Genomic DNA, 13906 nt, shown 5'->3' with positions numbered 1-13906 from the left:
GGGTGTTGCGGTGCGCCGGGAGTCGCAGATCACCGCCAACTACACCGACACCCACGGCGCCTCCGTGGTCGGGTTCGCGTTCACCCACCTGCTCGGCTACCGGCTGCTGCCCCGGCTGAAGAACATCGGTTCGGCGAGGCTCTACCGACCCCACGACGGGGCTACCTACGCCGGCCTGGAGCCGGTGCTCACCCGAGCGATCAACTGGGATCTGATCACCCAGCAGTACGACCAGATGATCAAGTACGCGCGGGCGTTGCAGCTGGGCACCGCCGAGGCCGAGCAGATCCTGCGCCGCTTCAACGGCCGCGGCCCGAAGCACCCCACCCTCGCGGCGATCGAGGAACTCGGCCGCGCTGTCCGCACAGCGTTCATCGCCGACTATTTCGCCGACCCCGCGCTGCGCCGCGAGATCCACGAGGGCTTGCAGGTCGTCGAGCAGTGGAACTCGGCGAACGTCGCCATCCACTACGGCCGCGAAGCCGAACTACCCGGCGCCGACCGCGAGGCCCAGGAGATCTCCATGCTCGCCCTGCACCTACTGCAATCCGCGCTGGTGCTGGTCAACACCCGCCTGGTCGACCGGGTTCTGACCGAACCCGAGTGGGCCGGCCGACTCACCCAACACGACCTACGCGGACTCACCCCGCTGTTCTGGTCAAACGTGGCACTGCACGGCACGTTCCAACTCGACCTCGACACCCGCCTCGACTACGACACCGCACCGTCGACCGCACAAGGCCAATGATCACTTAGCACTTTGTGTCGGTGGCTCTCGGTGACGATTCATTATGTCTACATTGATGTGCGAGGTGAAGGACTGGCAGAGTCTGATGGCGCCGTGGTTGGGTGTCGGATCACCCCGAGCGAGCCGATCCGCGAGTACGTCGAGGCGGCCCTGGCGGCCGCGTCCGGCAGCGAGACCGTCACCGTCCGGCTGGCCGACCTGCACCGGGCCATCGACAACGCCGTCCAGCGCGACGCCGCCCGACCGTTTCTGGAGTTTCCCGAGCCCTCCACGGGGGTGCGCCTGGAGGGCTCTGGCGTTACGGGTGATCGGTTATTCGGCGGCGGGCCCGCGCACGTAGGTTCCCTTGCCCTGGTGCCCCATTGATGAGGCCCTCTCCGCGCATCGTGAGCATCGCTGAGCGGACGACGGTGTCGCTGACCTTGTACTGCCGTTGACCTTGTACTGCCGTTGCAGTGCGGCGGCGGACGGCAACTGGTCGCCCGGCTTCAGGTCGCCGGAGGCGTCCGGGTTGACCTGGGTCTTCTCGTACCAACACCCGAAGCAGTCTGGAAGCAAGCCGCCCGGGGCACGTCACCAGCCAGCTTGCTTCCAGGGAAGCGCAGTCCGGAGGATCGGACCGAACGTCAATCTGACGGGATGATCTGCCGGGTGAGTTCGCTCAGGCAGGCTGTGGCGTCGCCAGCGGTTGCCAGGCGGTAGTGGTATAGGCTCGATTGCCTGGCAGGCTGCTTGATCACCTTCATTTCGGCGTGACCATCCCCTCTGACACTAAGATGGACAGCTACCTGACCGGTTTCGCAAGTGATCGAGGCCACTCGTCCGTCTCGCTCGGATCCGACGGTAAGGCTCCAGCGCACACCGACGTTCTCCCACTCATCTGCCTGCTCGTGAACGGCTGAGGTGAAATGTCTGAGGTTGATTTGCGCCATGACGGCAATCGTATCCAACGGTTGAGCGGCCAACGACTGAGCGAGGAAGTGCAGGCCTGGGCCCACACTTCCTCGCTCAGTTCTGCTGTTCGATCGGCGCTGTTCTCAGCAGGTGAACCTCACGTAGTTCAGCGACTGAACATCTTGCGAATAGGCGCCACCCGCAGCCCAGCCTGTCGTCACGAGGCGATACTCGTGGTTTCCGTCACCATCGCAATAGACGACTATTTAGAAGAACTTCGATGGCAGATGTTGGCTCGGGTCAGTGGGCTGGGCCGCAGCTGCTGCCGGCCGGTGCCGTGACGACCGGGATGACGTTCGAGGGCAGTGCGGACCTCGCCGCCGACGCGGACCTGATCGCCGGTGGGATGCTGGCCGCCCTCAAGGCTCGCCGTTGTGGCCGCCCTCGCCCTCGACGAACATCTCGCACTCGCCCTGGTGGCCGGCGGCGAGTTCGCACGCGGCGACCTTTACACCGGGGTAGCTGCGCTCGTCGGGGTGGTCGGTGTCCAGGTAGACGCCGTACTTGCCGTTGAGGTCTTTGATCGAGATCCGGACGTACGACTCGCACTTGGCGTGAAAGTCCACGTTGGTCAAATCGGCTCCTCGCGATCGACTGCCCGCACGGAGATGCGGCTGCGCGATACGCCAGCGCAATAGCGCCGACGGTCTATTCCCGCCAGGAGGCAGATTTTTGTGACGTGCGAAGAACGGGACCGGGCGGGGTCAGCGGCGACCCGGCCCGGGCTGGACCGTCACGCACCACGGGCAAATGACCAGGGCCGCAGCGGCCGGAACGCTGAACGACTCCTCACACGGCTTGCGCCGGCGCTTGAAGCCGAAGCGTCGGAACCGGCGGCCGGTGCAGACGACCGTGGTGTCGGTGGGTACCTCGTCGTCGACGACCCGGGGTTGGGCGTGGTCGCACGCCTCGCAGACGGTTTCCGGTGGCGAGCCGGTGAACACTCCGTCCCGGATGCTCATGATCTTCTGCACCCGGTTGTGCGGGGTGACCTGGCCGCAGCCGTCGCAGGCGATGTAGAGCACCGGCAGCGGTTGCGGACCGGCGCGCATCTCGCGCCAGAAGGCGACGGCCAGCTCTCGCGCGAGCCGCCAGCCGGTCGGCTCGACCTCACCCGGTTCGGTGGTCACGACGCGGCCGGCGTGCCGCTGAGCAGGGCGTCGTACTGGTGGATCGTCGGCGGCCCAGGGCGGACGTCGGCGGGCAGGGCGGCGATCTGCGCCGCCAGGCGTTCCCGGGCGAGCTGCGGTGGCACGAGTTCGGGCAGGGCCTTGTAGAGGGTGCTGCGGGAGATACCGAGCAGTTTGGCGATCGACGACATCGACCGGTCCGGCTCGGCGAGGAGCTGGAGCGCGTAGGCGACCTTCTCCGGGGTCATCGCCGGTGGGCGGCCGAGGCGTTGTCCTCGGGCGCGGGCGGCGGCCAGGCCCTCGTTGGTGTTGGCCACGATGATGGTGCGGATGAACTCGGCCAGGGCGGCGAAGACGTGGAAGACGAACATCCCCCCGGCGGTGGTGGTGGTGTCCAGCTTCTCGTGCAGGGACTGGAACCCGACCCCGCGACGCTTGAGCCTGCCGAGGAGCGGCCGAGCCGGTCCAGGGACACTACGGTGAGCGCGTCGCCGGGGCGTAGGTACTCGAACGCGTCGTGCAGGCCGGGCCGGTCGGCGTTCTTTCCGCTGGCCCTGTCGAAGAAGCACTTGCCGCAGCCGGCCGCGGTGAGCGCGGCCTGCTGGCGGGCGAGGTTCTGCTCCCGGGTGGAGACCCGGCCGTAGCCGACGAGCACGCCGGCGAGCGGGGTGGGCGCGAGCAAGTCGCCGTCGGCGGGCGGGGGGATGATGCTCATGCTCCAGTGGCCTGCCGGGCCAGTTCGTCCGCCACGGTCTGGCACCACTGCTCGGTGAGCGGCCCGTCGCCCCACCGCGCGACGATGTCGACCCGGGAGGCGATGACGGTCATGCCGGCCTCGGTGGCGAAGTCGGCTGGGACCGCCTGCCTCTGCCCGATCCGCTGGCGGCACCTCTACACCCTGATCGAAGACACCCGCTACGAGGTGACACCGAGTCCCGTCGACACCGCGACCAGCCTGCTGTTTCGAGCCTGGTGCACCGGCTGCAGCGCCGAGTACACCCACCCGTTCCGCATCAGCGCCGCGCGTGACCAGGCAGCCTGAACGGGCCGCCTGTCAAGATCAAAGATTTGGCGGGCTGGGACAGCTACCCAAGCGCCGGGCCTAGAAGGCGACGACGTCGTCGATCGACGCGCAGGGCAGCAGGGGAATGGTCACCTCGTTGGTCATGCCTACTTCGTAGCCGTGATGAAGGGACACGCGCACATGGATATAGCCGATCGTCAGCGACGGACGACCGACTTCCCGGCCCATGCGGCCCGGACGCACCCTTCACCAGCCGCGTCACTCCGGCTGATCCACGAGCATCACCGTCGACGCCCGGGCGCTGACGCCGCGTCCCCCACGTGACCGAGATCCAGGAACGACCGAGCGACTGCCGGTCACTCCACCCGTCTGAATTACTGGATTACTTTGCTCATCAATCCAGTAATTCACCGCCACAAAGTGGGTATATCGGGCACGCATCATAATGACTGTTATTGTGCGTAATCAGTTGCGATGGTGTATGCGTGCTGCTGTCCCAAGGCGTCGTCTTCGTCGGGTCACGGCTGTGGCCTGACGAGACCGCGGCAACTCGCCTGGGCAATCAGGACGGCTGGCGTCCGTACGTGGCGCGGGCGTCGGCGACCGTTGCGGCTTGGCGCTCGCGCCACCGCTGCTGGGCCTGTCGGTTGCAGGCTCGACAGGCCCGCCGCAGTCTGCCCGTCACGGGATCGGTTTCCCGGTCGTGGCCGTTGCGGCACTGCGGACGTTGGGTACGTTCCCGGCAGTTGTCCGCGTGGCTGAGCTGACGCAGATGGCTGGGCTCGATGCAGTCCGGGGTACCGCAGTCGTGGTGGACCTCAAAGGTAGGGTCGTAGCCACCGACGAAGACCACGTATGCGGCGATGTGCGCCCAGGCCCGACCGGCCAGTTTCTGATACACGCCGCGCTGAGGGCCATAGCCACGCACGACGAGGCATCCGTTGTCGGCACGCGTGGAGCGGCTCAGCAGGTAGGCCCGCAGGGTCTCCTCAGTGAAATGTCGCGACAGTCCGTTGATCTGGGACAGCATCGGCTCATGCTATGGCCCGACACCGACAGGGTGCCGTCGTAGCAGCCGCCGAACCAGCCCGACCCGGCCTCCAGCCAGCTCGGCTGGTCACGGGCGGCATTTCGTCGTCCCCGCCCAGGTCGACCGCCGCCGGGCAGCTACGGTTGGTCGCCGGGGACGCAGTAGACGTCGCCGGAGTTGGTCTCGTGCGGCAGGGTGAGCAGGTGGGTGGCCATCTCGGTGGCGTCGACCCAGCCACCGAGGGTCAGGGTCTTGGTGTCACCGAGGGCCAGGTCGAAGCCGCCGAAGCCAAGGGCGGTCAGCCGGTTTAGGCAGCGCAGCGCCACCGGCCGGCCGATCGTGATGAACTCGAACATCTGGAGGTCGTCGACGGGCGGCTTCGTCGCTACTACCGGCTCACGGACGCGGGTGCCGGCAGGCTTGCCGAGCAGGCCCGCCGCCTGCGCAAGCACGCGGAGGCGGCGGAAAACCGACTACAGGCGCGACCGAACGTGGCGTTCGGATTCACGGCCGCCCCGTTCGGGGCTCGCCCATGACCGCCTCGGGGGAGGTCATGGGGGAACCGTCGGCGCACGTTCGGCTGGAACGCTGGTACCGGCGGCTGCTGTGGGCATATCCGATCGGGTACCGCCGCGCCCACGGCGAGGAGTTCCTCACCATGTTGATGGACTCCGCCGAGCCGGACCGTCGGATGCCCGCCCGCGCCGACGTGGTGGATTTGCTGCGCGGGGCCGTGCGGCAGTGGTTCCGGCTGCCGATCGGCCGTATGGCGGTGGTGGCGGCCGTGCTATCGGCCGTGATCCTCGGAGCCGTAGGAGCAGGCGTGGGCTCGTGGCTGGCCTGGCAGGCGGTCGCGCTGCCGTCCGACGCATCGGCCATCCAGACTGCCGAAGCGGTTCGGGGTGTCCCATTGCGGGCACCTGAACTCAGTCGTGATGACTGGATGGGAAATCCCCAAAGCAATGGTGTCATCGTCGCCGACGAGCAGTCATCAGATTGGACGCTCGAAGCAGCAAAGGCCCGCCTGCAGGCCGAGGGCTGGACCCCCGGCGGCAGGGAGATGTATTCCGGAGCCCCGGTCGACCGAGATGGCAGGCATCTGGAGGCAGCCTCTGAAGAGTTCTACGCGACCAAGGATGGTGCCGTCGTCACCGTATCCGCCGTCACTATTCTGACGCCCGATGCGGCGGGTACGAGTCTGGCGACTCACCTTGGGGTCACCGGGCCGCGCTGGGAACCGGCCCTTGAGGACCAACGCTCGGAGAAGTCCCGTTAGGCAAGATCAATTAGCGGGCACTCGAGTTGGGGTCTGGCGGAGGGACGCCCCCTTATTGACGGCCGGCCTTGGTGGTGCTATCGCAGAAAGCTACTGGTTTTCTGCGATAGAGTGCCGGATCGGGAGCGGTGACCTGGATCCGAAGGCAACCGATGCGGTGCCGACTGGCCGTGCTTTTCTGCGATAGGGCGGGAGGTGGTTCGGGTGGGTACGGTGCGTCGGCTGCGCCCGGTGGCGGGGCCGTCGGTGGTCGAGGCGATCGACGGCTTCCTGGCGACCCTCGATCATCCGGAGACCACCGGTACCCGTCGGGTCTACGCCTCGACGCTGCGGCAGGTGCGCGAGCACCTGGGCCCGGCCACCCCCCTCGCAACGCTCGACACCCCGGCCGCCGCAACGGAACTGGTTGCCTGGTTCACGGGCCGGTGGGGTGAGCGGGCGCCGGCCACGTTCAACCGCAACCTGGACACCCTGCGCTCGGCGATCGGCTACTGGCGGGAACAGGACTGGCTGGCCGGCGATCCGAGCCGGGCGTTGCGCCGGCGCGGCCGGGCGCCGGACCGGACCCGGGCGCTGGGCCGGGAGGAGATCAGCGCGCTGCTGGGCCGGGAGGACCTGCCGCTGCGGGAGCGGACGCTGTGGCGGCTGCTGTACGAGAGCGCTGCCCGCGCCGGCGAGGTCCTTGCGCTCGACGTGGAGGACCTCGACCTGCGCAACCGGTGTGCGAAGGTGCGCCGCAAGGGCAACGCGGTCGACGTGATCGTGTGGCAGACCGGCACCGCCCGGCTGCTGCCTCGCCTGCTCCAAGGGCGGGCCGGCGGTCCGGTGTTCCTCACCGACCGCCGCGCCCGGGTGCCCCTGGCCCCGGCCGACGTCTACGAGCCGACCGGGCAGGCCCGCCTGTCCTATCGCCGCGCAGCCGAACGCTTCACCGAGATCACCGGCGGGGCCACCCTGCACCAGCTGCGGCACTCCGCGCTGACCCACGCCGCGGAGGACGGGGCGAACACCTCCACCCTGCTGTCGTTCTCCGGGCACACCTCGGTGGCGTCCCTGGCCCGCTACGCCCGGGTGTCACCGGAGGCGCTGCGCCGCTGGCAGCAGCACCGCGACCCGACCACCCGCCGCCGGTAGGCGTCAGCACGACCAGGCCGGCGGCCGGCCAAGCAGCGATTCCCAAGCCAGCTGCTCGTCGGGCTTGGCCATCAGCGCCTCGACACGTCGTCGGCCTCAGGGGTTTGCGAGCCAGCGAAGCACGTCGTCGGTGAGGTTCACGTCGTATGGAAGACCGCGCAGGTCTTCCGCAGAGACCTTCAGGCCGCGAGCCCGAGCCAGGTCGGCCAACTCCGCCCACGGGTGTGCCTCGGGGTTCTCGTCGTCGTCAGGAAGAACGGCGTTCAACGTCGCGCGGACGATGCTGTCCCGGGCCACGTGGTCCGGAACAGCATCGTCGCGTGTGCTACCGGACGTCTGACTGATTGTGAAGCCACGAGCATTATGCAAGATCACGCGGCGGCCGTCATCGAGCGCGGCGAACTCGCTGACCGAGAAGCTCTGGGCGTCCGGATCGTCAAGGCGTTCCGGTCGGATGTCGCAGATCGCACCCAGCCCTACGACTCGTCCTGGGTTGACCGGGCGAAGATCGGTGTGATCGTCAGCGGCGTCTGGGTGCGCATGCCAACCGCTCTTCACGTCGCTCACTTCCTCGGTGGTCCCGCGTTGTCGCCTCGGTGCTCATCGCGGGTAGACCGTTCAACCCCGATCAGCTACTGCGACGCACTCCGACGCTGGTGCGGCTGGAGCCCGCCCTATTGAAACAAGCCTTGCCGTCCACGGGGTCCGAATTGGCGCAGAGGCGGGTCAGGGGCTGCACGCGAGGTTCTGAACGGTCCCCGTAGTGGTGCCGGACGGGTCGATAATCCCGGGTAGGTCCACGTCCACGACGCCGCGCCAGCCGACCGTCGAGGAGTTCGAGCACGTCTTTCTCCCAGTGGCGCGGCTACCGGAGCCACCCCCGGGGGCGTATCTGCCGCTGCCCGACCCGACCGTCACCCAGTAGCACGAGAAGGAGTCACAGAAGTAGGCCTGCAGATCCACCGACACGTCTGATTTATCGGGGCAACTGCCGGAGACCTTGATCCACCAGCCGTGAACGGAGGTTTCCCCGCTGGACGGGTGCGGGTCATCAACGGCCTGCCGGTACGTGCAGCCGCCGGCTGTGATGTTCGACGACTCCGTCTGAGGGCTGACCCCACCCGGGTAGGGCGCGAAGTGACCCGCCCGCGAGGGCGATGACGGCTGCGACGCCACCGATGCTGCTGGTGATGCCACCGCGGCGGTGGGCATCGCGCCGAGGAACACCGCAGCGGCACAGCACGCAGCGACGGATGCGCGGCGCAGGGTTTTAAGCCTATGGGCTCTGGTCACAACAACCACCTCCACGAGTATCGATGTAACTCGTGGTACACCTCATGGGTGCAGCCTGTCAACAAGCGGGAGGGGCCTGCGTGTTGCCGAGGGCCCGGCCCCGTCTCCGGCATTCGCTGCGGACGCGGCCCGGACCTAGCGTGACTTCCGTTTCGATGCTCCCCAGCGGCCTTACCGCTGGTCGGGGTTGCGCAGTGGGCGCCGCCCGCCGGCGAGGTCGGGAAGCACGAACGAGTAGTGGCCGTGGACGTTGAGGTGCGCGTGCTGGTAGACCGACAGGCGGGCCGCGTCGGCGTCGCGCACCGGGTAGCCCTGGGTTCGCAGGGTGTCCAGGGCGTGATCGAGGTAGAGGGTGTTCCACAGGGTCACGCAGTTGAGGACCAGGCCGAGGGCGCCGAGTTGGTCTTCCATGCCGTCGTGGTACGCCCGGTACACCTCACCCTTACGGCCGTGGAACACCTTGCGGCCCAGGCCGTGGCGCTGCTCCTGCAGGTTGCGCATCCGCTTCATCTCCCGCCGGTATGCGGGGTCCTCGACCAGGGTCAACACGTGCAGGGTCTTGAAGATCCTGCCGTAGTGGGCGATCGCCTCGCCGAGGGCGTTGAGCCGGCCGTCGCGTTGCAGCACCCGGATCGCGTCGTGGGCGGATATCTCCCGGGTGTGGATGGAAGCGACCACCCGCAAGATGTCCGGCCAGTGCCGGGCGATCTTGCCCAGATCGCTGCGGCCCCGGGCGGTGCGGTCCAGGTAGCCGTAGTCCGCGGCGGCGTCGATGCGCCACTACTTGGTGTCGGGCAGGTCGGCCAGCACCGGCCGGTAGTCGAAGCCGAGCAGGGTGACGATGCCGAAGACCAGGTCCGAGTATGAGCCGGCGTCGGTGATCAGGACCTCGGGGCGGGGCCCGCCGTGCGGGTCGTAGACGAGGTCGACGAAGTGCAGGGTGTCGCGGGGGGTGCCCGACAGCACCCGCCCGGTCAGGCCGATGGCCTGATCCGAGATCATGTTGAGCCAGGTCACGCCGCGTTTGCGGGCGAAGTACTTCGGGTTCGGCCGGGCGTCGATGCTGCGCACCGGGACCACGAAACGCATCCCGTCGACCGCGGCGACGACACCGCCGCCGAACAGCTGCGCCAGGCCGAGCTCGGCCTGGGCGTCGATGAACACGGCGTTGGCGCCGCGGTAGCAGTCCGGGCGCAGGTAGTACTGGTCGACGTGGGCCAGCCGGTCGCGGGTGAGCGCGTCCGCGCCGGCGGTCACCGGGCCGAAGCCGACGTTGAGCGCATGCGCGGCCAACAGCGCCGCGACCGAGACGTGCAGGTCGGCCAGCCGCGACGTGCTACCGGAGATCGAGGTGAACGCCGCCGGGAACCCTGGGTACAGCGCCATCAGTTCCAGGATCATCTCGGGCAGGTCGACCTCGGGCAGCATCGCGGAGGTGCGCGCCCGCAGGTCGACCAGGCTGGGCGGCTCGTCCAGGGCGTCGTCCTTGGCCAGGTGCAGCCGGCCGTCGGCGTCGACGGTAACCGGCCCGTCCGGCACGATCCCACCGGCGGCGGCCCGCCACGCGGCGTCGACGGTGCCGGTCAGCTCGTCGAGCAGCTCATCGGGACGTTCGGGAAGCTGGAGCGCCGACAGCGCCGGCCCCCGGGTCTGCTGCCAGCGGGCGCCGGTCAGCAGCTTGGCTCGCGGATCGGCCCACCGGTCGGAGACGACCGCGTATATGTCGCGGTGCTTGAGCGCGGTGTGAAACAGCTCCAGCACGCAGAACACGTACGCGTTGCGGTCCACGGTGCCGGCCGGGCGGTCCTTGGCGAAGACCAGCTGCTGCCACCAGCCCTTGGGCACCAGGTCGACGTTGACCTTCCGCGCGTCCAGATACCCCTTCGGCACCCGCTCGCTCGGGCGCGTCTCCAGCAGGTGCGCCAGATCGCGCATCGCGGCCAGCACCGGGGCGGCGTCCACCGTCGCCCCGAACTCGATCACCTCGCACAGCAGCCGCACGAACGGGCGCACCGTGGCGAAGCGTTCCACCACCTGCGCCCGCCACTGCCCGTGCACATCCGCCGCCGGCGGCGGAATCATCTCCTGCACTCCGGCCACCGCGGCGGCCAGCCGGGCACGCGACCCGACCGCGGTGTCGATCGCCTCCCACACCAGATCCAGAGGCACCGCCTCGCCCCAACCATCGGCCTCGAACAACACCTGCACCGCCCGGGCCAGCACCGCGACGTGCCGTGACTGCCCCGGCAAGCGGCTCAGCTTCTGCTTGTCCGCGTACTTACCCGCCCGGCCGATCAACTCGTTGGTCATGAACACGTCGAACAGCTCAAGGGCGTCGTCGGTGGCCTGCACCTCCAGCCACCGCACCGTGGCCAGCAACGTCGCCAACCTGCGCTCGTACGGGTGCCCGGCCAACTTCGGCGCCTTGGCCGCCATCCCATAGCGGGCCAAGCCGATCACCCGACGTGCCGGCACCGCCGGCACGTCGACCGTCCGCATCCCCAACCCGGCGATCTCCATTACCCGGTGCAGCGCCGCGCTCATCCCCTTACCCGTCGTGCTGCGCTCGGCGTGACGCCACAGGTCAAGCTGCGAGCGGCGCCGGCCCTCCGGCACCCGCAGAATCCGTTCCAGCTCCACCGCCTGCTGCGCGCTGACCGCCTGCGCCAACATCGTGTACAGCCGCTGTTGGGCCGCGTTGCGCACACTGGCGACGACCTCCGCCAGGGTGCTGACCCCCGGCAGCAAGACCCGCTGCAGGCGCAGCCACGCCACCGCGGCGTAGAACAACGCCTTCGGCCCGTCACCGGTGATCCACGCCTGATCATCCAGCCACCGCAGGAACTCGCCCTCGGCCGCAGCGAAGTCCCGATATCCGTACACCTGGGCGATCTCTGCCTGGTGCTCATACCGGGTGTTCCGCCGCTCCAAGTACCGCTTTACAGACGACGGATCGTCGATCTGTAGCTGCACCGCCAAGTAATCCACCACCGGCGTCGGCACGTCCAACGGGTCCGCCAAAAACCGGCCGACGTGACGAACCGTCACCAATTGCAGGGCGAACCCCAACCGTGAGTGCGTCCCACGATGCTCCGCGACCAGGTCACGATCCGCGTCATCAAGGAAGAAGAACCGCTCCAGCGTCTCCCGGCCCGGCGGCGTCTCGGCGTACCGGCCAAACCCGTCCATCTCCGCTTGCGACAAGAAGCTCACCGATGACGACACAAGCGATCACCGTACGCGGCACCCTTTCACGTCACTAGACCTGATCTTGCCTAACGGGACTTTTCCGAGCGTTGGTCCTCAAGGGCCGAACCGGTGGCGATCATGCTGGGCGGACTCGTCGGCGCCGTCATCGGCTGGCTCCTCACCGGCTGGGCAGGGTATCGCCTGCGACGCCGAACATTGCCTCGCCGGCTGACCGTCGTCGCTCTCGGCCTCACCGCGCTGTGGCTCGCCGCCGAACCCACCACCGGCCTGTACGAAACGCTGGTCGACTTGGCCTTCCCCGGACCTGAATCCCAACCGGCTGACCCGGCCTACTTCTGGCTGTTTCTCGATCACAGCGCCCAACAATTGCACGGAGCACTGGCCATGGGACTTGCGATCCTGGTCGTAGCCGCCATGAGCCGCCGCCAGCCCGAAGCGCGGCCCACCGCAACGGTGACCTGACAGGCATCCCGGCTCAGTCGGCCGAACCCGCTGGCTGAGCCGGGACCGCGCCCTTCGCTCCCACAACTCTGGTGCCGCGACATCGGGTTCACCTCACTGCACGAGAACCTCGACACCACCACCCCCGGCGGCTGGCTCGTCTTCCACGTTTCGATTCTCGTTGGGTTCGTTGACCCGACCATCTGCGACGCGATCCACTGAAGCTGCGGCGGCGCGGCTGCGCCGGGTGCATGACCGTCTCGCTGAGCTCGAGTGTGGCGTTGACGCGCAACTGGCCGGTCTCGCGCATGCCGTCTACGGCACGGACGGCTTCGATGTGACGCTGCTCGACCGGAACGATCGAGCCACGCTGCGAAACCTCATCGGTGACGACGCTGAGGCATTGGTCTATCTGTACGGGGCCTGCGACCGTAGGCGGACCTGGCGAGAGCTGGCGACGACCGGTGAGATCGTCGACCGCTTCACCGATCAGACGTGGCACCTGAGCCCCGGCCAGATGCGACCCTTCGTGGATCTCAGCATCGTCAACGAACTGGACGTCATCGAGCAAGATCCTTCTACCGTGGACAAGTACGGCGAGTACTTTCGCTCACTGTTCGCCGCCTGGGCTCCGATCGCTTCCCCGCAGGTCAGCAGTGAGGTGCAGCGACTCCTCGGCTAAGGCAACCAAAGCTGGTCGATTCCGGGCCTGTATTGGGCGGCCTGCATCGGTGCGCACGTCGGCTTCGAGTCGTGGTTGGAGCGCGACGAGGCGATGGCGCTGGACTTCGACGCGTCCGTGGTGGGCTTCGCCGCGCAGCCGTTTTGGTCGTGGTGGCCGGACACGAGGCGAGCGAGGTCGCATGCGAGCCTCAGCCGGGGATGCAGTAGACGTCGCCGGAGTTGGTCTCGTGCGGCAGGGTCAGCAGGTGGGTGGCCATCTCGGCGGCGGTCACCCAGCCACCGAGGGTCAGGGTCTTGGTGTCGCCGAGGGCCAGGTCGAAGCCGCCGAAGCCGAGGGCGGTCAGCCGGTCCAGGCAGCGCAGGGCCACCGACCGGCCGATCGTGGTGAACTCGAACGACAACGCCGGCAGCGGTCGACTCAGGCCACCGAGTACGGCGTCCTCGAAACCCTCCACGTCGATCTTCGTGAAGGCGGGGGTGCCGTGCTCGGCGATCAACGCGTCGATGGTGGTGACCGGTACCTCGATCTCGCCGTCCCACACCTGGTCCTCCCAACCTCCGGCGCCGGCCGCGGCGGCGACGAAGTCACCGGAGGCGGTGGAGACGGTCGGGTTGGCGGAGTTGACCAGGAAACCGATGCGGCCCGGTCGCGCCCCGCAGGCCGCCGCCACCAGGGTCACCTGGTCGTCGTCGGCGTAGATGGCCCGCAACGCCCGCAGGCACAGGGGTTGCGGTTCCACCGCGACCACCCGGGCTCCCAGGCGGCGGAAGCTGCCGATGTGGTCGCCCACGTGCGAGCCGATGTCGAACACCAGGTCGCCGGGGCGGACGAAGCGGGCGTAGAAGGCGTCCATCGCCGCGTCGCGCTCCGGGTCGCCGTAGTAGACCTCAAGGGAACGGCGTAGCGAGGCGGTGGCCGGATCGGCCTTGAGTGCCTCGACCGCGGCGGAGTGCAGGCTCATCGCCGCACCTTAGCCCGACC

The 13906-nt window shown here is 68.3% G+C and carries 16 protein-coding genes and 3 pseudogenes; 8 read left to right on the top strand and 11 right to left on the bottom strand.

Going from position 1 to position 13906, the window contains the following annotated elements; genetic code table 11:
* The first annotated feature begins 10 nt into the window (after positions 1-10).
* Positions 11-748 carry a Tn3 family transposase gene (locus tag OIE53_RS08165; RefSeq protein ID WP_327025972.1) on the top strand — a complete coding sequence of 246 codons (738 nt, stop codon included), beginning with the start codon at positions 11-13 and terminating at the stop codon, positions 746-748.
* A 30-nt stretch (positions 749-778) separates the two neighbouring features.
* A complete protein-coding gene (locus OIE53_RS08160) occupies positions 779-1114 on the top strand; it encodes a hypothetical protein (protein WP_327025970.1) in 336 nt (111 codons plus the stop codon).
* Positions 1115-1374: 260 nt separating this feature from the next.
* Here OIE53_RS08160 and OIE53_RS08155 read toward each other — a convergent pair whose 3' ends face one another.
* The 5 genes and pseudogenes from OIE53_RS08155 to OIE53_RS08135 form a co-directional block, all read right to left on the bottom strand.
* Positions 1375-1680 (bottom strand): hypothetical protein, encoded by a 306-nt coding sequence (locus OIE53_RS08155; RefSeq protein ID WP_327025968.1) that lies wholly within the window; start codon positions 1678-1680, stop codon positions 1375-1377.
* 381 nt (positions 1681-2061) lie between these two features.
* Positions 2062-2277, bottom strand: a complete 216-nt coding sequence (locus OIE53_RS08150) for a hypothetical protein (RefSeq protein WP_327025967.1) — start codon at positions 2275-2277, stop codon at positions 2062-2064.
* A 129-nt stretch (positions 2278-2406) separates the two neighbouring features.
* Positions 2407-2832 (bottom strand): hypothetical protein, encoded by a 426-nt coding sequence (locus OIE53_RS08145; RefSeq protein ID WP_327025966.1) that lies wholly within the window; start codon positions 2830-2832, stop codon positions 2407-2409.
* Positions 2829-3080 carry a helix-turn-helix domain-containing protein gene (locus OIE53_RS08140; RefSeq protein WP_327027118.1) on the bottom strand — a complete coding sequence of 84 codons (252 nt, stop codon included), beginning with the start codon at positions 3078-3080 and terminating at the stop codon, positions 2829-2831. Before OIE53_RS08140 ends, OIE53_RS08145 begins: the two co-directional genes overlap by 4 nt.
* 81 nt (positions 3081-3161) lie before the next feature.
* A pseudogene (locus OIE53_RS08135) lies at positions 3162-3547 on the bottom strand (recombinase family protein); the annotation flags it as partial.
* A gap of 102 nt (positions 3548-3649) precedes the next feature.
* Here OIE53_RS08135 and OIE53_RS08130 point away from each other — a divergent pair.
* Entirely contained in the window at positions 3650-3874 is a 225-nt protein-coding gene (locus tag OIE53_RS08130) for a hypothetical protein (protein WP_327025965.1), read from the top strand.
* A 60-nt stretch (positions 3875-3934) separates the two neighbouring features.
* Here OIE53_RS08130 and OIE53_RS08125 read toward each other — a convergent pair whose 3' ends face one another.
* From OIE53_RS08125 to OIE53_RS08115, 3 genes are all read right to left on the bottom strand, one after another.
* Positions 3935-4084, bottom strand: a complete 150-nt coding sequence (locus tag OIE53_RS08125; RefSeq protein WP_327025964.1) for a hypothetical protein — start codon at positions 4082-4084, stop codon at positions 3935-3937.
* A gap of 334 nt (positions 4085-4418) precedes the next feature.
* A complete protein-coding gene (locus OIE53_RS08120; RefSeq protein ID WP_327025963.1) occupies positions 4419-4886 on the bottom strand; it encodes an HNH endonuclease in 468 nt (155 codons plus the stop codon).
* Between the two features lie 137 nt (positions 4887-5023).
* The gene (locus OIE53_RS08115; protein ID WP_327025962.1) at positions 5024-5242 is read right to left on the bottom strand and encodes a hypothetical protein; all 219 of its coding nucleotides are present in this window, start codon (positions 5240-5242) and stop codon (positions 5024-5026) included.
* On the opposite strand from OIE53_RS08115, the pseudogene OIE53_RS08110 reads away from it, so the two are divergent.
* The 3 genes and pseudogenes from OIE53_RS08110 to OIE53_RS08100 form a co-directional block, all read left to right on the top strand.
* Positions 5234-5422 (top strand): annotated as a pseudogene (locus OIE53_RS08110) (PadR family transcriptional regulator); the annotation flags it as partial. The gene OIE53_RS08115 and the pseudogene OIE53_RS08110 overlap by 9 nt on opposite strands.
* Before the next feature lie 17 nt (positions 5423-5439).
* A complete protein-coding gene (locus OIE53_RS08105) occupies positions 5440-6162 on the top strand; it encodes a hypothetical protein (RefSeq protein WP_327025961.1) in 723 nt (240 codons plus the stop codon).
* A gap of 204 nt (positions 6163-6366) precedes the next feature.
* A complete protein-coding gene (locus OIE53_RS08100) occupies positions 6367-7296 on the top strand; it encodes a tyrosine-type recombinase/integrase (RefSeq protein ID WP_327025960.1) in 930 nt (309 codons plus the stop codon).
* A gap of 96 nt (positions 7297-7392) precedes the next feature.
* Here OIE53_RS08100 and OIE53_RS08095 read toward each other — a convergent pair whose 3' ends face one another.
* Together OIE53_RS08095 and OIE53_RS08090 are read right to left on the bottom strand one after the other, a co-directional pair.
* Positions 7393-7863 (bottom strand): hypothetical protein, encoded by a 471-nt coding sequence (locus OIE53_RS08095; protein WP_327025959.1) that lies wholly within the window; start codon positions 7861-7863, stop codon positions 7393-7395.
* Positions 7864-8760: 897 nt separating this feature from the next.
* Positions 8761-11802, bottom strand: a pseudogene (locus tag OIE53_RS08090) (Tn3 family transposase).
* 114 nt (positions 11803-11916) lie between these two features.
* On the opposite strand from OIE53_RS08090, the gene OIE53_RS08085 reads away from it, so the two are divergent.
* Together OIE53_RS08085 and OIE53_RS08080 are read left to right on the top strand one after the other, a co-directional pair.
* Positions 11917-12261: a hypothetical protein gene (locus OIE53_RS08085; RefSeq protein WP_327027117.1), complete on the top strand. Its 345-nt coding sequence runs from the start codon at positions 11917-11919 to the stop codon at positions 12259-12261.
* A gap of 160 nt (positions 12262-12421) precedes the next feature.
* A complete protein-coding gene (locus OIE53_RS08080; RefSeq protein ID WP_327025958.1) occupies positions 12422-12922 on the top strand; it encodes a DUF6817 domain-containing protein in 501 nt (166 codons plus the stop codon).
* A gap of 190 nt (positions 12923-13112) precedes the next feature.
* On the opposite strand, the gene OIE53_RS08075 is transcribed toward OIE53_RS08080, so the two are convergent.
* Positions 13113-13886 (bottom strand): FkbM family methyltransferase, encoded by a 774-nt coding sequence (locus OIE53_RS08075; RefSeq protein WP_327025957.1) that lies wholly within the window; start codon positions 13884-13886, stop codon positions 13113-13115.
* Positions 13887-13906 lie beyond the last annotated feature (20 nt).

It is taken from the genome of Micromonospora sp. NBC_01739, assembly GCF_035920385.1.
In the GTDB taxonomy this organism is placed as follows: Bacteria; Actinomycetota; Actinomycetes; order Mycobacteriales; family Micromonosporaceae; genus Micromonospora.
The sequence above is the reverse complement of the archived record's forward strand: the minus strand, read 5'-3'. Positions and strand labels throughout refer to the sequence as shown.

Excerpts from the sequence above, each read along its gene's own strand:
- OIE53_RS08155 (WP_327025968.1), bottom strand. The coding sequence starts at position 1,680 with ATGGCGCAAATCAACCTCAGACATTTCACCTCAGCCGTTCACGAGCAG.
- OIE53_RS08125 (WP_327025964.1), bottom strand. The coding sequence starts at position 4,084 with ATGGGCCGGGAAGTCGGTCGTCCGTCGCTGACGATCGGCTATATCCAT.
- OIE53_RS08115 (WP_327025962.1), bottom strand. The coding sequence starts at position 5,242 with ATGTTCGAGTTCATCACGATCGGCCGGCCGGTGGCGCTGCGCTGCCTA.
- OIE53_RS08085 (WP_327027117.1), top strand. The coding sequence starts at position 11,917 with ATGCTGGGCGGACTCGTCGGCGCCGTCATCGGCTGGCTCCTCACCGGC.
- OIE53_RS08130 (WP_327025965.1), top strand. The coding sequence starts at position 3,650 with ATGACGGTCATGCCGGCCTCGGTGGCGAAGTCGGCTGGGACCGCCTGC.
- OIE53_RS08105 (WP_327025961.1), top strand. The coding sequence starts at position 5,440 with ATGGGGGAACCGTCGGCGCACGTTCGGCTGGAACGCTGGTACCGGCGG.
- OIE53_RS08120 (WP_327025963.1), bottom strand. The coding sequence starts at position 4,886 with ATGCTGTCCCAGATCAACGGACTGTCGCGACATTTCACTGAGGAGACC.
- OIE53_RS08140 (WP_327027118.1), bottom strand. The coding sequence starts at position 3,080 with ATGACCCCGGAGAAGGTCGCCTACGCGCTCCAGCTCCTCGCCGAGCCG.
- OIE53_RS08075 (WP_327025957.1), bottom strand. The coding sequence starts at position 13,886 with ATGAGCCTGCACTCCGCCGCGGTCGAGGCACTCAAGGCCGATCCGGCC.